Origin of the sequence: Klebsiella sp. KE9456, assembly GCF_043832615.1 — a bacterium.
Lineage (GTDB): Bacteria > Pseudomonadota > Gammaproteobacteria > Enterobacterales > Enterobacteriaceae > Klebsiella > Klebsiella indica.
The window spans coordinates 1-17580 of record NZ_JBDYQK010000020.1; the positions used below are offsets into that span (position 1 = coordinate 1).

Genomic DNA, 17580 nt, shown 5'->3' on the forward strand with positions numbered 1-17580 from the left:
CATTGAAAGAAAACAGGCGAATCGCCACACGTTCGGAAAAAACAGCCAGAAACTACCTGAGCATGCTAAAACTGGGGGCGATCAGGTTATTTTTAAGGCGATTGTTAAGTTAAGGGACACAGCCTAGCTTTATTCGTCATCACCCGTGGCTGTTTGTTGCCATGTACGCGGCTTTCCTGGCCACACTCGTTGTGATGATGCGTTCAGAAACGCTGGTAGACTCAGTGTGGCTGCTTATCGTCCTGTTCGTTCTGCTAAACGGTTTTTTCTTCTTTGATGTCTATCCCCGCTATCGCTACGAGGATATTGATGTACTGGACTTTCGCGTTTGCTACAACGGCGAATGGTACAACACCCGATTTGTTCCCAACCAGCTGATCGAGCGTATCCTGCAATCCCCCCGCGTCGCCGATAAACAAAAAACGCAGTTGCGGAAAATGATTGATACCAAAGGTGAGCTTTCATTCTACGATGTATTTTCTCTTACCCGCGACGGAACGGCCCAATAAGACGATTCAGCGTCCGCAACGCCGGAATAAAATGCGCGGCGGACGTATTACCGTAGCCCAAAACCAAGCCGCTTCTGGCGTTTTTCGCGTCAAGATAAAAACGGCTTAACGCTGCCAGATGACGGGCAATCGCCTGCCATAGCCTCCGGTTCTCCTTGCGTGTCGCCAGAGCCCAACAATACGCCCCCCTCTTCACGCAATAACTTGTCAAGGAGCCGACGCCAGATAAAAAGCGGGAAATAATTCACCGCAGGCACACCCGGCGTAAAGTGTAACGTTGGCGAGTCATGATGCGTGCCTGTCTATCATGTCTGCAAACGCTCAGAGAGCACGACAATCAGCTCTTCCTCGTTATCCTTTCCCAGTGATTTCAGCGCTGCAACATACGTTTCCTGATGGCTATGCCGCAGATATCCTTCGGTTGCTCCAGGGCGCTGTCGAGAGTATTGCGCGACGACCTCAGCCGCTTCGCCATAGCACGGCAATGGCAACCGAAGCCCAGTGGCTGCTGATGCGTTACGTGTTTGAAACTCTCGGCTATCGCCGCTACGAGTGGAAATGTAATAGCCTGAACGAGCCTTCTCGTCGGGCGGCGCTGCGGCTGGGATTTCAGTACGAGGGGCGCTTTCGGCAGGCGCTGGTGGTAAAAGGCCACAATCGCGATACCGACTGGTTTTCCATTATCGATAGCGAGTGGCCGCGAATTGATAAAGCGATACGGCAATGGCTGGCCGCCGACAATTTCAGCGCCGACGGCCAACAGTTACGCAGACTGGAAAGTTTCCGTTAACGTCTTTTTTTACGTCCCTGCACGGCCTTAAAGCGGGGATTACTTTTGCAAATCACGTACAGCCGCCCTTTGCGCTTAACGATCTGGCAATCCGGGTGGCGCTGTTTGGCGCTGCGTAAGGAATTAAGTACCTGCATTATTTGCTCCTTTTCGCATCAAGAAAGCCACCGAAACGCTGGCGGAAGCGCGCGGTACTGCCTTCATTGTTGAACGTTTTCTGTTTGCCAGTGTAATAAGGATGCGATTTGGACGACACATCAATTGTTACATAGGGATACGTGACGCCTTCCAGTTCAATCTCACGTTCAGTTTTAATCGTTGAACCGACTTTAAAATACTCGTTGGCGCTGGTGTCATGAAAGACCACCGTGCGGTAGTGCGGATGAATATTGGGTTTCATCATGGCCTCAATAATATGTTATAACATAACAATAAAATACGCCAGACCGATACAAAGATCAACCATGACAACTCCGTGGGTAATAGAGAGTCGGCGGCACTGGCCGCCCTTCTCCGGATTAAGGATTTAACTGATGCGCCAGCACCCGTAGCTGCTCGGCAATAGATTGCAGGTTTTTACCAGATTCCGTTTTAGGCCCGCTAGAGTGGCGTACCACCAGACGAGCCGGGAGAATAGAAGATGTATGGGATGTCTCGTTATCGCCGCTATCAAGGATGCGACGCACGGCTTCTTTTCCCTGCAGATCAAGATCCAACGATACGGTTGTTAGCGCCGGATAAAAGAAAGAGCTTTCATAAGTATCATCGTAACCAATGACTGACTTTTCTCCCGGGATCGGTACCTGATGCTGATGAAACGCGCTCAGCACGCCAAGCGCCATCTGGTCATTGCCCACCAGAACCGCAGTAAAGTTTGGCGTTTCACGCAGCATTTGTAGCGCCCCCGCATAACCACTCTGCGCATCCCAGTTACCGCGAATCACCGTTACTGGCTGTAGCCCATAACTTTCCAGCGTCTCTATCCAGCTTTTCAAACGTAATCTTGCCGATACCGAGCTTTCAGGCCCGGCCAGTACGGCGATCTCCCGATGACCCATTTCATACAGGTATTTGACGCTGGCCCGGGTACCATCAGCCGGATTAAACGAAACGTTAAACACAGAACTATAGGGATCAACATCCAAAAAAAGACAGACGATATCATCGTTATCAACCGCAATTTTCTGTGCTTTTTCAGTCTCAAGCGGCACATTGATGATAACCTTATCTACCCGCTGGGACTTCAGTTCATTGATCGAATCCTGAATACTTTGGTTGACGCTCTCATCGATCATTGAAATAAGCACCTGATACCCTTCCATATTCGCATAGCGTTTCACCGCCGCAGCAACCTGGGACGGCGCATGCAATGCAAGGGAAGTCGTCACCAGACCCACGGTATGACTCCGCTTACCGACCAGTTGTTGTGCCAGACGATTAGGGACATACCGCAATTCTTTAATGGATTTCTCTACCTTACTGCGCGTGGCTTTGGATACATTAGCAGACTTATTGAGTACCCTGGACACGGTCTGATAGGAGACACCCGCATGGCGGGCAACATCTTCTAAGGTCGCGCTTTTAGACTTCATGGTCCGGTTCCTTATATTGTTATCCCTGGATTGTAACAGGGGCAATTTTAAAAAACGCCCATTGCAGCACTTCCTGAACAACAATCCTCACAAAAAGTATGACGTTCACAATACAACAAAATGTGAATAGACTCACTACCCGTAACAAAACCCGCTTATTTATTTGCAGTTAATCACACTATAGCGATCATCCATTTGCCTGGACTCTGATTTAGGACTTTTATGACACTTGTTATGTGAACGTAATACAAAAAATAAGAGGAATGACATGAACACTACGCTACGCACACTCTCCGTTGCGTTGGCCGCTGCGCTGATTTCACCATCCGTGTTTGCCGCTTCCGCTACAGTCCCGGGTATCGATTTTCATGGTTATCTGCGCGCCGGAGTTGGGGTCTCCGGTGACGGAAGTGAAGCCGAATGGCAAAAAAATAAACTGGGACGTCTGGGTAATGAATCCGATACCTATGGCGAGCTGGAGTTAGGTTCAGAAGTTTACAAAAAAGACGACGTCAGTTTTTATCTCGACAGCATGGTCAGCATGGTGTCTGATGGCTCTAACGATAACGAAACAACGCTGGATGATGATGCGCAGTTCGGCCTACGTCAGTTGAACCTGCAAATCAAAGGCCTGATTCCCGGCGATCCGAATGCCGTCATTTGGGGCGGTAAACGCTACTATCAGCGCCACGATCTCCACATCATCGACACCAAATACTGGAACATTTCCGGTTCCGGCGCGGGGATTGAAAATTACACATTCGGCCCAGGCGCCGTCTCATTTGCCTGGATCCGCGGAGACGCCAACGACGTTGACTATCGCGTCGATGGCGACAGCAACGTCAACATTAATTACCTCGATCTACGCTACGCAGGCTGGAAGCCCTGGTCCGGTTCATGGACAGAATTTGGTATCGATTATGCGATGCCGAACACCACCAAGAAGCAAGACACCTACGGCGGGCTATATGATGCTGAAAATGGCGTTATGCTGACCGGTGAAATCAGTCAGGATATGCTGGGCGGCTACAACAAGACGGTGTTGCAGTATGCGAATAAAGGGCTGGCGCAAAACATGGTCTCCCAGGGCGGCGGCTGGTATGACATGTGGCACTACGTTAATGACGCCACCGGCTATCGCGTGATCAATACGGGTTTAATCCCGATTACCGACAAATTCTCCGTTAACCATGTACTGACCTGGGGATCGGCGGATAACATTACTGAGTACACGGATAAAACGCGTATGATCTCGCTGGTGGCTCGCGGGCAATATCAGTTCACCGACTACGTGCGTCTGATTGGCGAAGTGGGCGGTTTTTACCAGAAAGATAGCTACAAGAACAATACCGATTACAAACAGGCAGGTGAAAAATACACCATTGCACTGGGTCTGGCGGATGGTCCAGACTTTATGTCACGCCCGGAACTGCGTATTTTCGCATCCTGGCTGAATGATTCTGAGAATGGTAAGCCGTTCGAAGATCAAACAGCCAACAATACGTGGAACTTTGGTGTCCAGGTAGAAGCCTGGTGGTAATGATATTTAAATCTGTTTTATCTCCCACTGTAAGGTCGTTAATTACCCTCCGGTAATCATTATTGCCATTGAATGCTTGCTATATTTTCGGGATAACCCATTATTGGGTTATCCCATTTTTTATTTACGGCTGGCAAAGTGTTCATCAAGTAATTGTCGCAAGGCATCAGACTGCTTCCCGAATATAGCATGTACCTGTTGCCCAAGAATAATTACACCAAGCGCCCCCTGCTGCTGCAAAGACCGGGAATCAATAACCGCCAGATTATTTACCGTAACCCGTAAACGGGTAATACAGGCATCAACATTAATAATGTTGCTCTCACCGCCAAAGGCCTGAATTAAATTTTCAATCTGTTGTTGTTCCGCATGACTCAACGGTTCCATCTTACGGGGTTGAGAAAAATAATTCAGAAAGGATTTCAAACTCACCATAACAGACTCCTGACAGACAGATAAAAAAACGCCTGCTCTCAGGGGCAGGCGCGGGTAAAGAAAAATTACGCGTTACGGCTAAGGACACGACAATCCCATGCATTTAACGTTAACGGCCCATTCAGCGCCGTCGCGGTAAGACTATCCTGATAGCCCTGCGGCAGGGTTACGCTATGCTGCTGTGCGCTGAAGTTTTGCAGGAATACGTACGTGGTTTCACCATCGGTACGCGCGGTCGCCACCACGCCTGGCGGGAATTCGACTTCAACCGCACGCGGCAGCGCCAGTTCTTCGCTGAGAGTGGCAAAGAGATCCCGCTGGAAGGCCAGATCGTTGCGCGAAGCCACATGCCAGGCCTTGCCCTTGCCGAAGTGGTTCACGGTGACCGCCGGTCTTCCTGCGTAAAAATCATCGCGGTAGGTCGCCAGCGGTTGCGCCGTTTCGGTATGAATCAGTTCACACAGATGGCGTACCTGATACGGTCCCTGCAATCCGCCTTCATTGCCAGCCAGGCCCTGCACAAGATTACGTTCACCATCATTCAGACAGTCGATCTCCTCCGCCCAGATACCCAGCAATTTACGTAGCGGGCCAGGGAAACCACCGAGATGGCACAGGTCCGATTCGTTAACAATCCCCGTCCAGTATGTTGTCACTAAATGGCCGCCGTTAGCCACAAACGCCTCGGCACGTTCGGCAAAGCCGTCGCGAACCATATATAACATCGGCGCAATGACCAGTTGATAAGCGCTCAGATCAACGTCAGCATCAATAATATCAACCGCGATACCCTGTTCCCAGAACGGACGGTAGTGCTCGTTGACGGTATTTTCATACTCCATGCCGAGATTACGCGGCCCCTGCGCATCATCCAGCGCCCAGCGGTTTTGCTGGTCGAAAATAATCGCGACTTTAGCCTCTGTTCTGCACCCCACCACGCCCTGGAGCTTGCTTAACATATCACCGAGTTTAGTGACTTCACGGCCCACGCGCGTGTCCAGATGGCCGACATGGTCGATAACCGCACCATGAAACTTCTCCACCGAACCGCGACTCTTGCGCCACTGAAAATACTGCACTGAATCAGCGCCGTGCGCCACCGCCTGCAGGGAAGAGAGAATATGCATTCCCGGCTTCTTCAGCTTACTGGTCGGCTGCCAGTTGGTCGTGCTCGGCGTGGATTCCATCAATACAAAAGGTTTCCCCCCTTTCAGGCTGCGCATCATGTCGTGATACATGGCGGTGTAGCAGGCCAGCGTGGTTTCGTCTTTATCACGGTGCCACATGGGATAACTGTCCCATGAGATAAAGTCCAGCGTCTGCGCCAGTTGCCAGTAGTCGTAATCGTAGAAATACTCCATGAAGTTGGTTGTGACCGGCAGGTCGGCATTCGCCGCTTTCAGCGGGGCGATTTCATGACGACAGAAGTCAGTCACCTGCGCGGTATTGAAACGATGCCAGTCAAGGTTGAGGCCATGAATTGAGATCTCCCCCTGCGGAGCCGGAGATTCAATCTGCGACCAGTCGCTATAAGTATGGCTCCAGAAAGTGCTCCACCAGGCATGATTGAGGTTATCCAGCGTTTTGTAGCGCGCTTGCAGCCAGTCGCGGAATCGCTGCTGGCACAGATCACAGTGGCACTCGCCGCCATATTCGTTGGAAATATGCCAGCCCAGTACCGCCGGATGATGAGAATAACGCTCTGCCAGCAGCGTATTGATTTTCAAGGTTTTCTCGCGATAAACCGGCGATGACATACAGTGATTATGACGTCCGCCGTGCAGCGCCGGTACGCGATCGCGGCCTACGCGCAGCACCTGAGGGTACTTTTGCGACATCCACGCCGGGCGCGCACCGCTTGGGGTGGCGAGAAACACATGAATGCCAGCGGCATACAATTTATCAAGAATATTATCCAGCCAGCCAAATTCAAATACGCCTTCCTGAGGTTCCAGTTTCGCCCAGCTAAATATTCCCACCGACATGACATTACATTTTGCCTGCTGCATCATGGCAATATCTTTATCAATAATATCGGGGTAGTTCTCCCACTGCTCCGGATTATAGTCGGCGCCATGCAATAGCGCATTGACCTTCGGGCTCAAAGGCGAAAATTTCTTCATAATAAACATCCTGAAATATAAAGCTGAATAATTAATTAAACACTTTCAATGATGGCAATGCTTTTCCCTGGCAATCAAATAGCGCCTGATTTTCCCGCGCATTACCCTCTTTCCACTCATCGTGGATATATTTCATACCGGCAGGCGTCGCCCAGGTATTTCCCGGTACGGCAATCCACGTCGGCTCCCAATAAAAAATACCTTTGCCCCGATGATCCGGAACATCAGCTACCGCCTGCATTAAGTCATGAATATAATTGTATTGCCCCTGGACGGTAGCAGGGTAACCCCCGGCCTTTTCCTCTTTTGCCTGAAAACTGTTTTCGGCGTTATCGCAGTTCTTCAGGGTATAAGCATACGCGGCTTCGACAACAATCACGTCTTTATGATAGCGCTGACTGATATCATCCATATTGGCTTTCAGCGCGCTAATCGGACCATTCCAGTAGGTGTACATCGACAGGCCGATAATGTCATAAGGCACATTGCGTTTGCTGATTTCATCAAACCACCAGCGGAAGGTGTCATTTTTGGTCCCTTCAGCCAGATGGAGCATGATTTTTACCTTCTCACCGTGAGTAAGATTTTCCTTCAGGCCGCTGATAGCGGCATTAAGCAGCCCTGCCAGACGATCGAACTCACCGCCGCCCTGCCCCCAGCTTTTTCCTTCCGGCCACAGTATGCCGCCATTGATTTCGTTGCCGATCTGCACCATATCCGGCAGTACGCCCTCCTGCTTAAAGCGCGCGATCGTGTCACGGGTATAGTCGTGGATCGCGGTTTTCAGCTGTGGATAATCCATTTTTTCCCAGGCTTTCGGTTTGAACTGTTTGCCTGGATCGGTCCAGAAATCACTGTAGTGAAAATCGAGCAGCAACTTCATCCCCTGGGCTTTTGCGCGCTTCGCCAGCGCCAGCGTCGTCGCCAGATCGTTATCCCCGCCGCCATAACGCTGGCCCTGAGCATCTTTAGGATCAACCCACAACCGCAGGCGAACATAATTCACACCATCAGCCTTCAGAATCGCGATCGGGTCTTCAGGCTGATTATTGTGGTTAAAGAACTTTGCGCCGTATTTTTCAGCATCCAGCAGCGTGGAGATATCCGCGCCTTTAATAAAATCGGCAGGCATGTTGCTAAACGGCCTGGTTTGCAGCGTCTCTTCCGCAAGCGTAGTGGCGGAAAATGAGCATGCCAGAGCAACAGCAAACCATACGGGAGGGAATTTTTTCATGGGATTATCCTTTTGTACTACCGGAGGTCAGACCGGAAACAAAGTATTTTTGGAGCGCCAGATACAAAATCGCGACCGGGACAGCAATCAGCACCGCTCCCGCCGCGTAGGTGGTATAGCTGGCCCCCATCTTCTGCGCGACCAGGTTATACAGGCCAATCGGCAGCGTGTACTTATCCGGCGTACGCAGGATGGTGCTGGAGAGAATGAAATCCCCCAGCGGGCCGGTGAACGAAAACAGCGCAACGACCGCCAGAATCGGCTTCGACAGCGGCATGATAATTTCGATAAAAATACGAAAACTGCTGGCGCCATCCATCCGCGCCGACTCGTCCAGATCTTTTGGGATCGCATCCAGATAACCTTTCATTAGCCAGGTATTCATCGGGATCATGCCGCCAACGTAGATCAGCACCAGCGCCAGGTGGCTGTTGATCAGCCCCAGCAGTTGCGAAAGAACAAAGATCGCAATCAGCGCTGAGAACTGCGGGATCATCTGCAATAGCAAAAACAGCATCAGCCCATTCTGTCGCCCTTTAAAACGAAAGCGGGAGAACGCATAGGCGGTGAAACTGACGCTGATTAACGTCAGCACCATGGTCATGAAACTGATCTTCATCGAATTCCAGTACCAGGTCAGATAATTCACATTACCGTTGAACAAATCCTCATAATGCTGAAACGACAGGTTTTCCGGGATTATTGATGTGCTCAGCAAACTATTCCCGGCATTCAGCGACGCCCCTACCGTCCAGATCAGCGGATAAATAATGATCGTCGACACCAGGATGACCACCAGCCAGGTAAGTGACAGACGAATCCACTTTTCGCGTTTAATACTCGGTGCTTTAGCCATGTTGCTTCCCTTACGCCATATCGTCATTTTTAAAGGATTTAGTGGCGCGGAACTGCCACAACGCCAGACCGACGACAAAAATCGACAGCAGGATCGTAATGGTGGCCGCGATGGCGTATTGCGAAGACGACATCGTTAATTTGTAGATCCACGACACCAGAATATCCGTGCCGCCGGCATTAGACCCCGCCACCGCCGGGCCGCCGTTGTTGAACAGATAGATAATGTTGAAGTTGTTAAAATTGAAGGTGTATTGCGTGATGATGATCGGCGCAATGGAGTACAGCACCAGCGGCAGCGTAATGGTCCGCAGGCGGGTAAATGCACTGGCGCCATCCATAGTGGCCGCTTCATAGAGATCGTCCGGGATCGCCTGCAGTACGCCGGTGGTCATGGCGAAAACAAACGGGAAGCCAAGCCAGGTCTGCATCATGATCAGCGCAGTCCTGGTCCAGAACGGGTCGGTCAGCCACGCCTTCGGACTAATATCCAGGAACGACAATATCGCGTTATTAATCACCCCGAATGAATCGTTGAACATCCCGGCAAAAACCAGAATCGTGACAAACCCTGGCACTGCCCACGGCAGGATAAAAATCGTGCGAATCATTGGTTTAAAGCGCAGATCTTTCTGGTTGACCAGAATCGCCAGCAGCACGCCGACGGTGCATTGCAACGTTGTCGCCAGCAGCGTCCATACGACCGTCCATTGCAGCACGTCAAAGAAGGTTGAGCGCCAGATGGACAGGGTAAAAATATTGATGAAATTTTTGAATCCCACCCAGTCCACCAGCTTCGCTGGCGGCGTGTGATAAAGGTTGTAGTTAGTAAACGCGATCGCGAAACCGAACAGAATCGGGAAAATGACGACAAACACCAGCAAAATAAAGCCAGGCGTGATCATCAGATAAGGAAAACCGTCGCTAAGCAGCATTTGATACTGTTTACGTACGCTATTCAGCGCCAGGCCTTCATCGCGTTTTTTGCCATTTACCCACGCATCACGCAGCGAGAGAAAATAGATAAGCAGACCGAAGGCGATAACCAGTACGCTGATGATCCCTTCCGCCAGCAGAAAAATAGAGTTATCCCGCGGCACCTCTTCACCTAAGGTGTATAACCCCCACAGGCCTTCGCTGAGAAAATCATAAAAAATGCGCATAAAACTGCTCAGCAGCGCCAGGAAGACAATCCCCTTCAGCCACTGGCGGTGATAAAACTGTCCAAAGCCCGGCACGATAGCCAGCAACAGGCCGCACCACGCATGGCGTCCCGCGCCACGCGCCTCGGCAATATTTTCGCTGGGATTGATAATCACACACCACTCCTTCTAAAAACGGGAGGCCCTCCTCCCGTTCTGTTACATCACCTGGTTACTGATTGCTGGCCTGCATCGCTTCGATTTGCATCTTGATCTGCTTCACTGCGCTATCAAGCGCCGCCTTCGGCTCCTGTTTACCGGTCAGGCTCAGCTCCAGCGCGGCATTGGCCGGCCCCCAGACTTCACCCATTTCCGGGATCCCCGGCATTGCCGTTGCCCGCGCAGACTGCACCGCCACCGCGCTGGCCTTTTCATCATTCTTAATCACCGGATCGTCGATCATCGATTTCAACGGCGGGATTTCGCCCGTGGCGATGTAACGCGCTTTCACATACTGCGGCTGGTTGATAAATTCGATGAACTTCTGCGCCAGCGCTTTATCTTTACTCCAGGTCGACACCACATAGCCTTTCACGCCGAGGAAGGAGCTCATTGGCTTGCCATCCGGCAGCATTGGCAGCGGAACAACGCCATAGTTAATCCCTGCCGCTTCATAGGGCTGGAAAGCCCACGGACCATTGATGACCGCCGCCGCTTTCTTCTCGGTAAACAGCGAGTCGATGGCATTCAGCCCGTTATCGCCGAGGATCCCTGCCGGGAAAACCTTATCGGTGTAGAATTTTTTCAGGAAGGTCACCGCTTCCACCGCGCCAGGCTTGTTCAGGCCAATATCCTGCGGGTTGAAACCGCCCTTATCGTTTTTGCCAAAGATATAACCGCCCATTGGGGCGATAACACCCCAGCTGTAGTAGATCTGGTCAAATTTCGCCAACAGGCCGTATTTGCCCGCATCACGCTGTTTTTTCGAATAGTCGAACCACGCCTGCAGGCTATCCAGCGGTTTGTCGATCAGGTCTTTGTTATAAATCAGTACCAGGGTTTCCACCGCTTTCGGCACGCCATAAAGCACGTTATCCATCCGGAAGGCGTTGATTGATGCCGGCGTAAAGGCCGCCTGCTTTGCTTTATCCATCGTCAAAGGAGACAGCAGCCCCTGGACAACCGCGCCACCTAACTGGTCATTAGGGATCACCAACACATCCGGCCCGATCCCTGCCGGTCCATCAAGACGCAGCTTTTCCAACTGCTGGGCGTAGGGCATCTCCTGTACGTTAACCTTGACGTTGAACTGCTTTTCAAAATCGCTCACCGCGGCTTTAATACCATCGGCTTTTTTAATGTCTTCCCAAACGTTTAGCTGTCCAGCCGCGTGCGCCTGCACGCTCGCGAGTTGCCCGGCAGTCAGGGCAGTAAGGATCAGTGCAGCAAGAGTGTTCTTTTTCATTATCAACCTCATGTGAAGGTATAACAATTTAATGGTTTTAATTGTGAAGTGGTGACTTCGGTTAATCGCTTAATCAATTGAGAAATAGCGATTCATGAACAACAATCTCGTTATCTTTGATTTGTTATACGCTACGCTTTGAATACCAATAAAACCACTAAAAGCTGCCAGTTGTGTGATCATGATTACAGAAATGAAACTTCAATATAGGGCGCGAAAAATCTGGAAGTTATAGTCAGTGCATGATTTTAGTGTCGTTGAGCATCGTCAGGCTGAGTTGTTATACGTTATACAAAAAACAGTTTACAGTCCAAATCCCAACGGCAAACAACGGCTACTAACCTGGGGAATGTTGATGTCCAATATACGACTGAGGAATGTCACTAAACGGTTCGGCAGTACAGTGACGCTGCATCAGATAAACCTTGATATTGAAGATGGCGAATTTGCGGTATTCGTGGGCCCATCCGGCTGTGGTAAATCCACTCTCCTGCGGATGATCGCCGGGCTGGAAGAGGTCAGCGACGGTGAGGTGCTGATTGGCGATGAGGTGATGAATGACGTCGTTCCGGCACATCGCGGCGTCGCCATGGTATTCCAGTCCTATGCGCTCTATCCGCATATGACGGTGGCGGAAAATATGGGTTATGGTCTGAAGGTCAACAAAGTGCCAAAAGATGACATTCGCCGTCAGGTTGAAATGGTCGCAAAAACGCTGCAACTCTCTCATTTATTAGATCGTAAACCGAAACAACTTTCTGGTGGCCAGCGTCAACGCGTGGCAATTGGTCGCGCCATTGTGCGCAATCCGCGGGTGTTTATGTTTGACGAACCGCTCTCCAACCTTGATGCTGAACTGCGTGTTGAAATGCGTCTGCATATCGCCAAACTCCATCATGAACTCAAGACCACGATGGTTTATGTGACCCACGATCAGGTCGAAGCGATGACCCTGGCCGATAAAATCGTCGTGATGAACTACGGGAAAGTAGAGCAGACGGGTTCACCGATGTCGCTGTATTACAACCCGGTGAATAAGTTCGTCGCCGGATTTATCGGTTCGCCCAAAATGAACTTCCTGCCCGCAACGGTGACCGCCTGGCAACCCGATCAACTTAGCGTGAAGATGGCGCAAGACCACCATCTGACGCTCCATATCACCACATCACCGTTACAACCGGGTGCTTCCGTTACGCTTGGTATTCGTCCTGAACACCTTTCAACGGATGTAAATATTGGTACCGTTGTCGAGTTTCAATGTGAAGTCGTTGAGAGACTGGGCAACAATACCTATCTGTTCGGCCAGTGCTATGGCCACGATAACGTCAAAGTTCTGTTGCCCGGCGACGTTCATTTCCAGCCCTGGCAGAAAATCAGCGTTGCGTTTGACGATCGCTACTGCATGGTGTTCGACGAAAATGATCAACGGATTAGCGCCGATATCGCCGCACCTGATGCCCATTAAACGCAGTGTCTGATTATCGTGACTGCGCTTGAGCACAGGAATATGCGCCACGTATTCACAATACATAGCGACGGTAAGGAAGCACTTAATCTGGCGACCATCGCCGAAGGGAAAAAGCCAAAAACGGCGCAAGCGGCTCCGCGTTGGTCGGGCGCGCCGTCCCCGAAGACGGCTTTGCGATCAAAGACGCCGTGCGTCCCGTGGGTTGTCGGATCCGACGCCCCTGAACAACTCCGGACCTGATGCTATTTCAGATAGGATTTTATCACCTGCATCACCACGTCAAGGTCAGCTTCACGCTGGCCTTCTTCCGGCTCTTTAACCACATGGTCTGTTAAATGCCCCTGGATGACCTGCAGCATCATACCGTTAACCGCGCCGCGAATCGCCGCCAGCTGCTGCAAAACCTCTGCACACTCATGCTCCCGATTGAGCATTTTTTCCAGAGCGGTGCTTTGCCCCTGAATTTTCTTCAATCTGGTCAATAACATCTTCTTGTGACGAACGGTATGTGACATGACGCGATCCACGGTTTGATTAATAGGTCATTTTCACTGACAACACAGTATCCAATGAGAACAGCATAACACGCCCTACTCCCCCGGAGTATTTTTCTACTGGGGGGTAGTATTAGCTTACTGGGGGGGAGTAGTATACAGTCACGTTTGTCAAGGAACGCCATATGAACGATTTCACGTTACTGCTGCAACAGGGCAATGCCTGGCTGTTTATCCCCGGAGCGATTCTATTAGGTGCGCTGCACGGCCTTGAGCCCGGACACTCGAAAACCATGATGGCGGCATTTATTGTGGCAGTGCACGGCACGCTGAAACAGGCTGTACTTCTGGGCTTAGCGGCGACAGTGTCGCATACGGCGGTGGTCTGGCTGGTGGCAATGGCGGGGCTGTGGTTTGGCCGCGGCTGGAATGCGCAAACATCAGAACCCTGGTTTCAGTTGATCTCCGGGATACTCATCGTGTTAATTTCCTGCTGGATGCTGTGGCGTACCTGGCTGGTATCTCACTGGCATGAGCATGAGCATGAGCATGAGCATGAGCACCATCATCACGATCATCCGCATGGACACAATCCCCATACTCATCAACATCCGCTGATCGCCGCCGATCGCCAGCAGGATGCTCACCAGCGCGCGCACGCTGAAGAAATTAATCGTCGTTTTAACAGTCAGCGAGCCACCACCGGGCAGATTATGCTGTTCGGGCTAACGGGCGGGCTCATCCCCTGCCCGGCGTCAATTACCGTCCTGCTTATCTGCCTGCAACTGAAAAAATTCTCGCTGGGCGCCACCCTGGTGCTAAGTTTTAGCGTCGGGCTTGCGCTCACCTTAGTGGCCTCTGGAGCGATTGCCGCCCTGAGTCTCAGGCATGTCGCTAATCGTTGGCCCGGTCTGAACGCCCTGTCCCACAAAGCGCCATGGATTTCCGGCACGCTGATTATGGCGCTGGGCTTATATATGCTGTTTTATGGCTGGAATAACCTGTAGTTGCCTTCCCGGCATCAACAGGTTTTCCGGAGATTCGGCAGGTCAGCTTCTGTACCCGCTGACAGCGTAAAATCAGGAAACCGCCTCATCGGGTTTTGCCAGCGCTTTACCCCCTATGGGCTGGCGAAACCACGGCAGGCACAGTTGGATCAGCGGCCCAATCGTCAAAGCATAAAGCACGGTTCCCGGGCCAAAATTACCGCCCATCAGCCAGCCAATCAGCAGGACGGAAACTTCAATTACCGTACGAATGCCGCGCAACGACCAGCCGGTACGCGCATGCAGGCCCGTCATCAGGCCATCACGTGGCCCGGGGCCAAAACCTGCGCCAATATACATCCCCGTCGCCAGCGCATTGAGCACAATAGCCGCTACCAGCAACAGACTGCGTGCCACCAGCGATTCCAGCGGCGGCAACATCGCCAGAGTGGCATTTGCTGCCAGCCCCAGCACAATCACATTGCTCACCGTTCCCAGCCCCGGCATTTGGCGTAGCGGGATCCACAGCAGCAGCACTGCCGCCCCCGTCAGAATCATGACCGTACCGAAATCCAGACGGAACTGCTTGCCAATACCAAGGTGAAACACATCCCACGGATCGGCCCCCAGGCTGGCATGCACAAATAACGCGGTCGATACGCCATACAGAACCAGACCAATATAAAGCTGCAATAAACGACGGATCATTTTTCACCTCAGGACAATTGCGATCATCCACATCATCAGTAAAAATGGATTGATAATTAATGGCCAGTTTTTAAAAAGTGGATCGCTATGTCTGCTCGTCGCTTTGGTTCTCAGTCACTGGTACGCCTGCTCGGCAACTGGCAGGAATCTCACTCTCGTACACCGCTCTGGCGTCAACTGGCGGAAGCGTTACGCCTGCTGATCCTCGATGGCCGTCTGCCGCTGGAAACCCGTCTGCCCGGCGAGCGTGAACTGGCGGCATCCCTGAATATCAGCCGTACCACCGTTGCCAGCGCGCTCGGACAACTACGAGAAGAGGGCTACCTTTACAGCCGCCAGGGAAGCGGTTCGCGTATTGCCCTGCCGGAACGACCTATGGAGACGGCAGCGGAAAACCCGGCCCCGTTATCCATCAATTTGGCCGTCGCCGCGCTTAGCGCCGGGCCAGAGATTCATCAGGCCTACCGCCAGGCCCTCAAAATCATGCCGCAGCATTTAGCGAACACCGGTTACGATCAACAGGGGCTACCGCAGCTGCGCGCCGCAATCGCCAGCCGCTATAACCAACGCGGCCTGCCGACACGTAGCGATGAAGTGATGATCGTCAATGGAGCGCTCAGCGGATTCGCGCTGGCGCTGCGTTTATTAACCGGGCCAGGGGATCGCGTCGTGGTGGATGCGCCAACTTACCCCATGGCCATTAGCGCGATTCAGGGGGCGCACTGCCGCCCGGTTGGCGTTGCGTTACCGCAGCAGGGCTGGGACTGCGACGGTTTAGCGGCAACGATTGCGCAAACGTCGCCACGGCTGGCCTGGCTGATGCCGGACTTCCATAACCCCACAGGTCGCTGTATGGACAGCATCACCCGTCAGCGGGTAGCCAATATCGCCGCACAAACCCACACCACGCTGGTGGTGGACGAAACAATGGTTGATTTATGGTATGACGCGCCACCGCCGCCGCCGCTGGCAACGTTCAATGTCGACGCACCGATAATCACTATCGGCTCTGCGGGGAAAAGTTTTTGGGGCGGCCTGCGCATCGGCTGGATCCGCGCCTCTTCGCGAACAATTGCCTCATTAATTCAGGCGCGCGACGCTCTCGATCTCGGCACGCCATTGCTGGAACAGCTAGCCTGCTGCTGGCTACTGGAAAACGAGCATTCCCTGTTGCCATTGCGACGAAACATGCTGGCAGCCCGCCGGGATATGTGCGGTGCGCTAATGGCGGAGTATTTTCCTCACTGGCGCTTCACGCCGCCGGAGGGCGGGCTCTCGTTTTGGGTTGAATTGCCGGAGATGCTGGCAACGATCTTCTCCGCGCGCGCGGAAAGTCACGGCATTCACATTGGGACAGGAACCCGATTTGGTCTGGCTGGCGCCTTTGACCGTTATTTGCGTTTACCTTTTACGCTGTCGGACGAAGAGCTGCGCAGGGCTTTTAATACCCTGCAGCCGATATGGCATAGCCTCACAGAACAGAAAACACATTTCCGCATCAGGAAAATCATCTAATAAAATATCGACGGGCTGGTGCCAGCCCGTCAAAAATCATCATCGATGATACTTGCGAGATGTTTTTATAAAATTGCGTTTCAACCTTGTCATCGAAAAATGTCAGTGCGATGACAAAAGCGAGATAATTCCATTAATGCTGGCGTGGGATTGGAAATCCCTTTAGCGAAATAATAAAGCCGTCTCCATCCTTTTTAATTTTAGCCCCTGTATCACACCAGTCGGAGGCAAGGCGAAAGAACTCATCACTACCAATATTCCAGTTCAAACGCACGTGTTTAACGTACCCGGAACGGAGCATGTCACAGGCTTCGCTATAATTGCTGGCTGTAGAGAGTTGTTGTTTCATTTTTTCTTCTTCAGGATTTTGCGTAGTGCCTTGATTTCTTTAGGGGTTAACGGAGAGGTTTCCTCTTCGACATGCTGGTTATCGATATCTTCTTCTGAAACCGCCGGTTCATCTGCTGATTCTGCTACCTGAAAGGCTAACTGCAGCAGTTTTTCCGTGGCCGTTCCTAAGTTTTCGTTATTTTCTTCCGCATACTGACGGAGTTTTTCTTTTAACTCGCTATCAATTTTTACGTTCAGAACTACTGTGGTCATAATCACGCTTCCCGTGAAATAAAATCATCATAGAATTAATACACGAAGTTAACATGCTAATCCAGAGATATATTTTTAGCTTATACCCGACAACATTTTCCCATCAATAATCTGCACGTTA

Annotated in this window: 17 protein-coding genes and 4 pseudogenes; 7 read left to right on the forward strand and 14 right to left on the reverse strand. The window is 51.6% G+C overall.

The window, feature by feature from the left end:
- Positions 1-113 (forward strand): annotated as a pseudogene (locus tag ABK821_RS18920) (IS5 family transposase); the annotation flags it as partial.
- 12 nt (positions 114-125) lie between these two features.
- Positions 126-509 (forward strand): annotated as a pseudogene (locus ABK821_RS18925) (YlaC family protein); the annotation flags it as partial.
- A gap of 100 nt (positions 510-609) precedes the next feature.
- Here ABK821_RS18925 and ABK821_RS18930 read toward each other — a convergent pair.
- A pseudogene (locus ABK821_RS18930) lies at positions 610-990 on the reverse strand (PLP-dependent aminotransferase family protein); the annotation flags it as partial.
- On the opposite strand from ABK821_RS18930, the pseudogene ABK821_RS18935 reads away from it, so the two are divergent.
- A pseudogene (locus tag ABK821_RS18935) lies at positions 931-1299 on the forward strand (GNAT family N-acetyltransferase); the annotation flags it as partial. The pseudogenes ABK821_RS18930 and ABK821_RS18935 sit on opposite strands and share 60 nt — an antisense overlap.
- On the opposite strand, the gene ykgO reads toward ABK821_RS18935, so the two are convergent.
- The 3 genes from ykgO to ABK821_RS18950 all read right to left on the reverse strand — a co-directional run bounded on the left by ykgO (position 1296) and on the right by ABK821_RS18950 (position 2891).
- Positions 1296-1436, reverse strand: coding sequence for a type B 50S ribosomal protein L36 (gene ykgO / locus ABK821_RS18940; protein WP_003859006.1), 141 nt, complete (start codon positions 1434-1436; stop codon positions 1296-1298). The pseudogene ABK821_RS18935 and the gene ykgO sit on opposite strands and share 4 nt — an antisense overlap.
- Positions 1436-1699: a type B 50S ribosomal protein L31 gene (locus ABK821_RS18945; protein ID WP_138358321.1), complete on the reverse strand. Its 264-nt coding sequence runs from the start codon at positions 1697-1699 to the stop codon at positions 1436-1438. The genes ykgO and ABK821_RS18945 overlap by 1 nt, the downstream gene beginning before the upstream one ends.
- A gap of 118 nt (positions 1700-1817) precedes the next feature.
- The gene (locus ABK821_RS18950) at positions 1818-2891 is read right to left on the reverse strand and encodes a LacI family DNA-binding transcriptional regulator (protein WP_138358021.1); all 1074 of its coding nucleotides are present in this window, start codon (positions 2889-2891) and stop codon (positions 1818-1820) included.
- A gap of 268 nt (positions 2892-3159) precedes the next feature.
- Between ABK821_RS18950 and ABK821_RS18955 the strand changes: the two genes are divergently transcribed.
- Positions 3160-4431, forward strand: a complete 1272-nt coding sequence (locus ABK821_RS18955; RefSeq protein ID WP_138358023.1) for a maltoporin — start codon at positions 3160-3162, stop codon at positions 4429-4431.
- Positions 4432-4551: 120 nt separating this feature from the next.
- Here ABK821_RS18955 and ABK821_RS18960 read toward each other — a convergent pair whose 3' ends face one another.
- From ABK821_RS18960 to ABK821_RS18985, 6 genes are all read right to left on the reverse strand, one after another.
- Positions 4552-4866, reverse strand: a complete 315-nt coding sequence (locus tag ABK821_RS18960) for a glucose PTS transporter subunit EIIB (RefSeq protein WP_138358025.1) — start codon at positions 4864-4866, stop codon at positions 4552-4554.
- 65 nt (positions 4867-4931) lie between these two features.
- Positions 4932-6989 carry a beta-galactosidase gene (locus tag ABK821_RS18965; RefSeq protein ID WP_138358027.1) on the reverse strand — a complete coding sequence of 686 codons (2058 nt, stop codon included), beginning with the start codon at positions 6987-6989 and terminating at the stop codon, positions 4932-4934.
- Between the two features lie 31 nt (positions 6990-7020).
- Positions 7021-8223 carry an arabinogalactan endo-beta-1,4-galactanase gene (locus tag ABK821_RS18970; RefSeq protein ID WP_138358029.1) on the reverse strand — a complete coding sequence of 401 codons (1203 nt, stop codon included), beginning with the start codon at positions 8221-8223 and terminating at the stop codon, positions 7021-7023.
- A gap of 4 nt (positions 8224-8227) precedes the next feature.
- The gene (locus ABK821_RS18975) at positions 8228-9079 is read right to left on the reverse strand and encodes a sugar ABC transporter permease (protein ID WP_138358031.1); all 852 of its coding nucleotides are present in this window, start codon (positions 9077-9079) and stop codon (positions 8228-8230) included.
- Positions 9080-9089: 10 nt separating this feature from the next.
- On the reverse strand, positions 9090-10397 hold the full coding sequence (locus ABK821_RS18980; RefSeq protein ID WP_142501750.1) for a carbohydrate ABC transporter permease: 1308 nt from the start codon (positions 10395-10397) through the stop codon (positions 9090-9092).
- Between the two features lie 55 nt (positions 10398-10452).
- Positions 10453-11685, reverse strand: coding sequence for a maltodextrin ABC transporter substrate-binding protein (locus ABK821_RS18985; protein ID WP_138358035.1), 1233 nt, complete (start codon positions 11683-11685; stop codon positions 10453-10455).
- Positions 11686-12040: 355 nt separating this feature from the next.
- On the opposite strand from ABK821_RS18985, the gene ABK821_RS18990 reads away from it, so the two are divergent.
- A complete protein-coding gene (locus ABK821_RS18990; RefSeq protein ID WP_138358037.1) occupies positions 12041-13150 on the forward strand; it encodes an ABC transporter ATP-binding protein in 1110 nt (369 codons plus the stop codon).
- Between the two features lie 245 nt (positions 13151-13395).
- Here ABK821_RS18990 and ABK821_RS18995 read toward each other — a convergent pair whose 3' ends face one another.
- Positions 13396-13668, reverse strand: coding sequence for a metal-sensing transcriptional repressor (locus ABK821_RS18995; protein ID WP_138358039.1), 273 nt, complete (start codon positions 13666-13668; stop codon positions 13396-13398).
- A gap of 164 nt (positions 13669-13832) precedes the next feature.
- Between ABK821_RS18995 and ABK821_RS19000 the strand changes: the two genes are divergently transcribed.
- Positions 13833-14654, forward strand: coding sequence for a nickel/cobalt efflux protein RcnA (locus ABK821_RS19000; protein ID WP_343178326.1), 822 nt, complete (start codon positions 13833-13835; stop codon positions 14652-14654).
- Positions 14655-14726: 72 nt separating this feature from the next.
- Here the strand turns inward: ABK821_RS19000 and ABK821_RS19005 are convergent, their stop codons facing one another.
- A complete protein-coding gene (locus ABK821_RS19005) occupies positions 14727-15341 on the reverse strand; it encodes a hypothetical protein (RefSeq protein WP_343178327.1) in 615 nt (204 codons plus the stop codon).
- 87 nt (positions 15342-15428) lie between these two features.
- Between ABK821_RS19005 and ABK821_RS19010 the strand changes: the two genes are divergently transcribed.
- Positions 15429-16856 (forward strand): PLP-dependent aminotransferase family protein, encoded by a 1428-nt coding sequence (locus ABK821_RS19010; RefSeq protein ID WP_343178328.1) that lies wholly within the window; start codon positions 15429-15431, stop codon positions 16854-16856.
- A 133-nt stretch (positions 16857-16989) separates the two neighbouring features.
- Here the strand turns inward: ABK821_RS19010 and ABK821_RS19015 are convergent, their stop codons facing one another.
- Both ABK821_RS19015 and ABK821_RS19020 read right to left on the reverse strand, forming a co-directional pair.
- Entirely contained in the window at positions 16990-17205 is a 216-nt protein-coding gene (locus tag ABK821_RS19015) for a hypothetical protein (RefSeq protein ID WP_138358047.1), read from the reverse strand.
- Positions 17202-17459 carry a hypothetical protein gene (locus ABK821_RS19020; protein WP_138358049.1) on the reverse strand — a complete coding sequence of 86 codons (258 nt, stop codon included), beginning with the start codon at positions 17457-17459 and terminating at the stop codon, positions 17202-17204. Before ABK821_RS19020 ends, ABK821_RS19015 begins: the two co-directional genes overlap by 4 nt.
- Positions 17460-17580: the final 121 nt, after the last annotated feature.

Bases quoted from the DNA above. Each gene is read 5' to 3' on its own strand.
- ABK821_RS18965 (WP_138358027.1), bottom strand. From the start codon at position 6,989: ATGAAGAAATTTTCGCCTTTGAGCCCGAAGGTCAATGCGCTATTGCAT.
- ABK821_RS19010 (WP_343178328.1), top strand. From the start codon at position 15,429: ATGTCTGCTCGTCGCTTTGGTTCTCAGTCACTGGTACGCCTGCTCGGC.
- ABK821_RS18990 (WP_138358037.1), top strand. From the start codon at position 12,041: ATGTCCAATATACGACTGAGGAATGTCACTAAACGGTTCGGCAGTACA.
- ykgO (WP_003859006.1), bottom strand. From the start codon at position 1,436: ATGCAGGTACTTAATTCCTTACGCAGCGCCAAACAGCGCCACCCGGAT.
- ABK821_RS18970 (WP_138358029.1), bottom strand. From the start codon at position 8,223: ATGAAAAAATTCCCTCCCGTATGGTTTGCTGTTGCTCTGGCATGCTCA.
- ABK821_RS19015 (WP_138358047.1), bottom strand. From the start codon at position 17,205: ATGAAACAACAACTCTCTACAGCCAGCAATTATAGCGAAGCCTGTGAC.
- ABK821_RS18960 (WP_138358025.1), bottom strand. From the start codon at position 4,866: ATGGTGAGTTTGAAATCCTTTCTGAATTATTTTTCTCAACCCCGTAAG.
- ABK821_RS18975 (WP_138358031.1), bottom strand. From the start codon at position 9,079: ATGGCTAAAGCACCGAGTATTAAACGCGAAAAGTGGATTCGTCTGTCA.
- ABK821_RS18985 (WP_138358035.1), bottom strand. From the start codon at position 11,685: ATGAAAAAGAACACTCTTGCTGCACTGATCCTTACTGCCCTGACTGCC.
- ABK821_RS19005 (WP_343178327.1), bottom strand. From the start codon at position 15,341: ATGATCCGTCGTTTATTGCAGCTTTATATTGGTCTGGTTCTGTATGGC.
- ABK821_RS18950 (WP_138358021.1), bottom strand. From the start codon at position 2,891: ATGAAGTCTAAAAGCGCGACCTTAGAAGATGTTGCCCGCCATGCGGGT.
- ABK821_RS18955 (WP_138358023.1), top strand. From the start codon at position 3,160: ATGAACACTACGCTACGCACACTCTCCGTTGCGTTGGCCGCTGCGCTG.
- ABK821_RS18995 (WP_138358039.1), bottom strand. From the start codon at position 13,668: ATGTCACATACCGTTCGTCACAAGAAGATGTTATTGACCAGATTGAAG.
- ABK821_RS19020 (WP_138358049.1), bottom strand. From the start codon at position 17,459: ATGACCACAGTAGTTCTGAACGTAAAAATTGATAGCGAGTTAAAAGAA.
- ABK821_RS19000 (WP_343178326.1), top strand. From the start codon at position 13,833: ATGAACGATTTCACGTTACTGCTGCAACAGGGCAATGCCTGGCTGTTT.
- ABK821_RS18945 (WP_138358321.1), bottom strand. From the start codon at position 1,699: ATGAAACCCAATATTCATCCGCACTACCGCACGGTGGTCTTTCATGAC.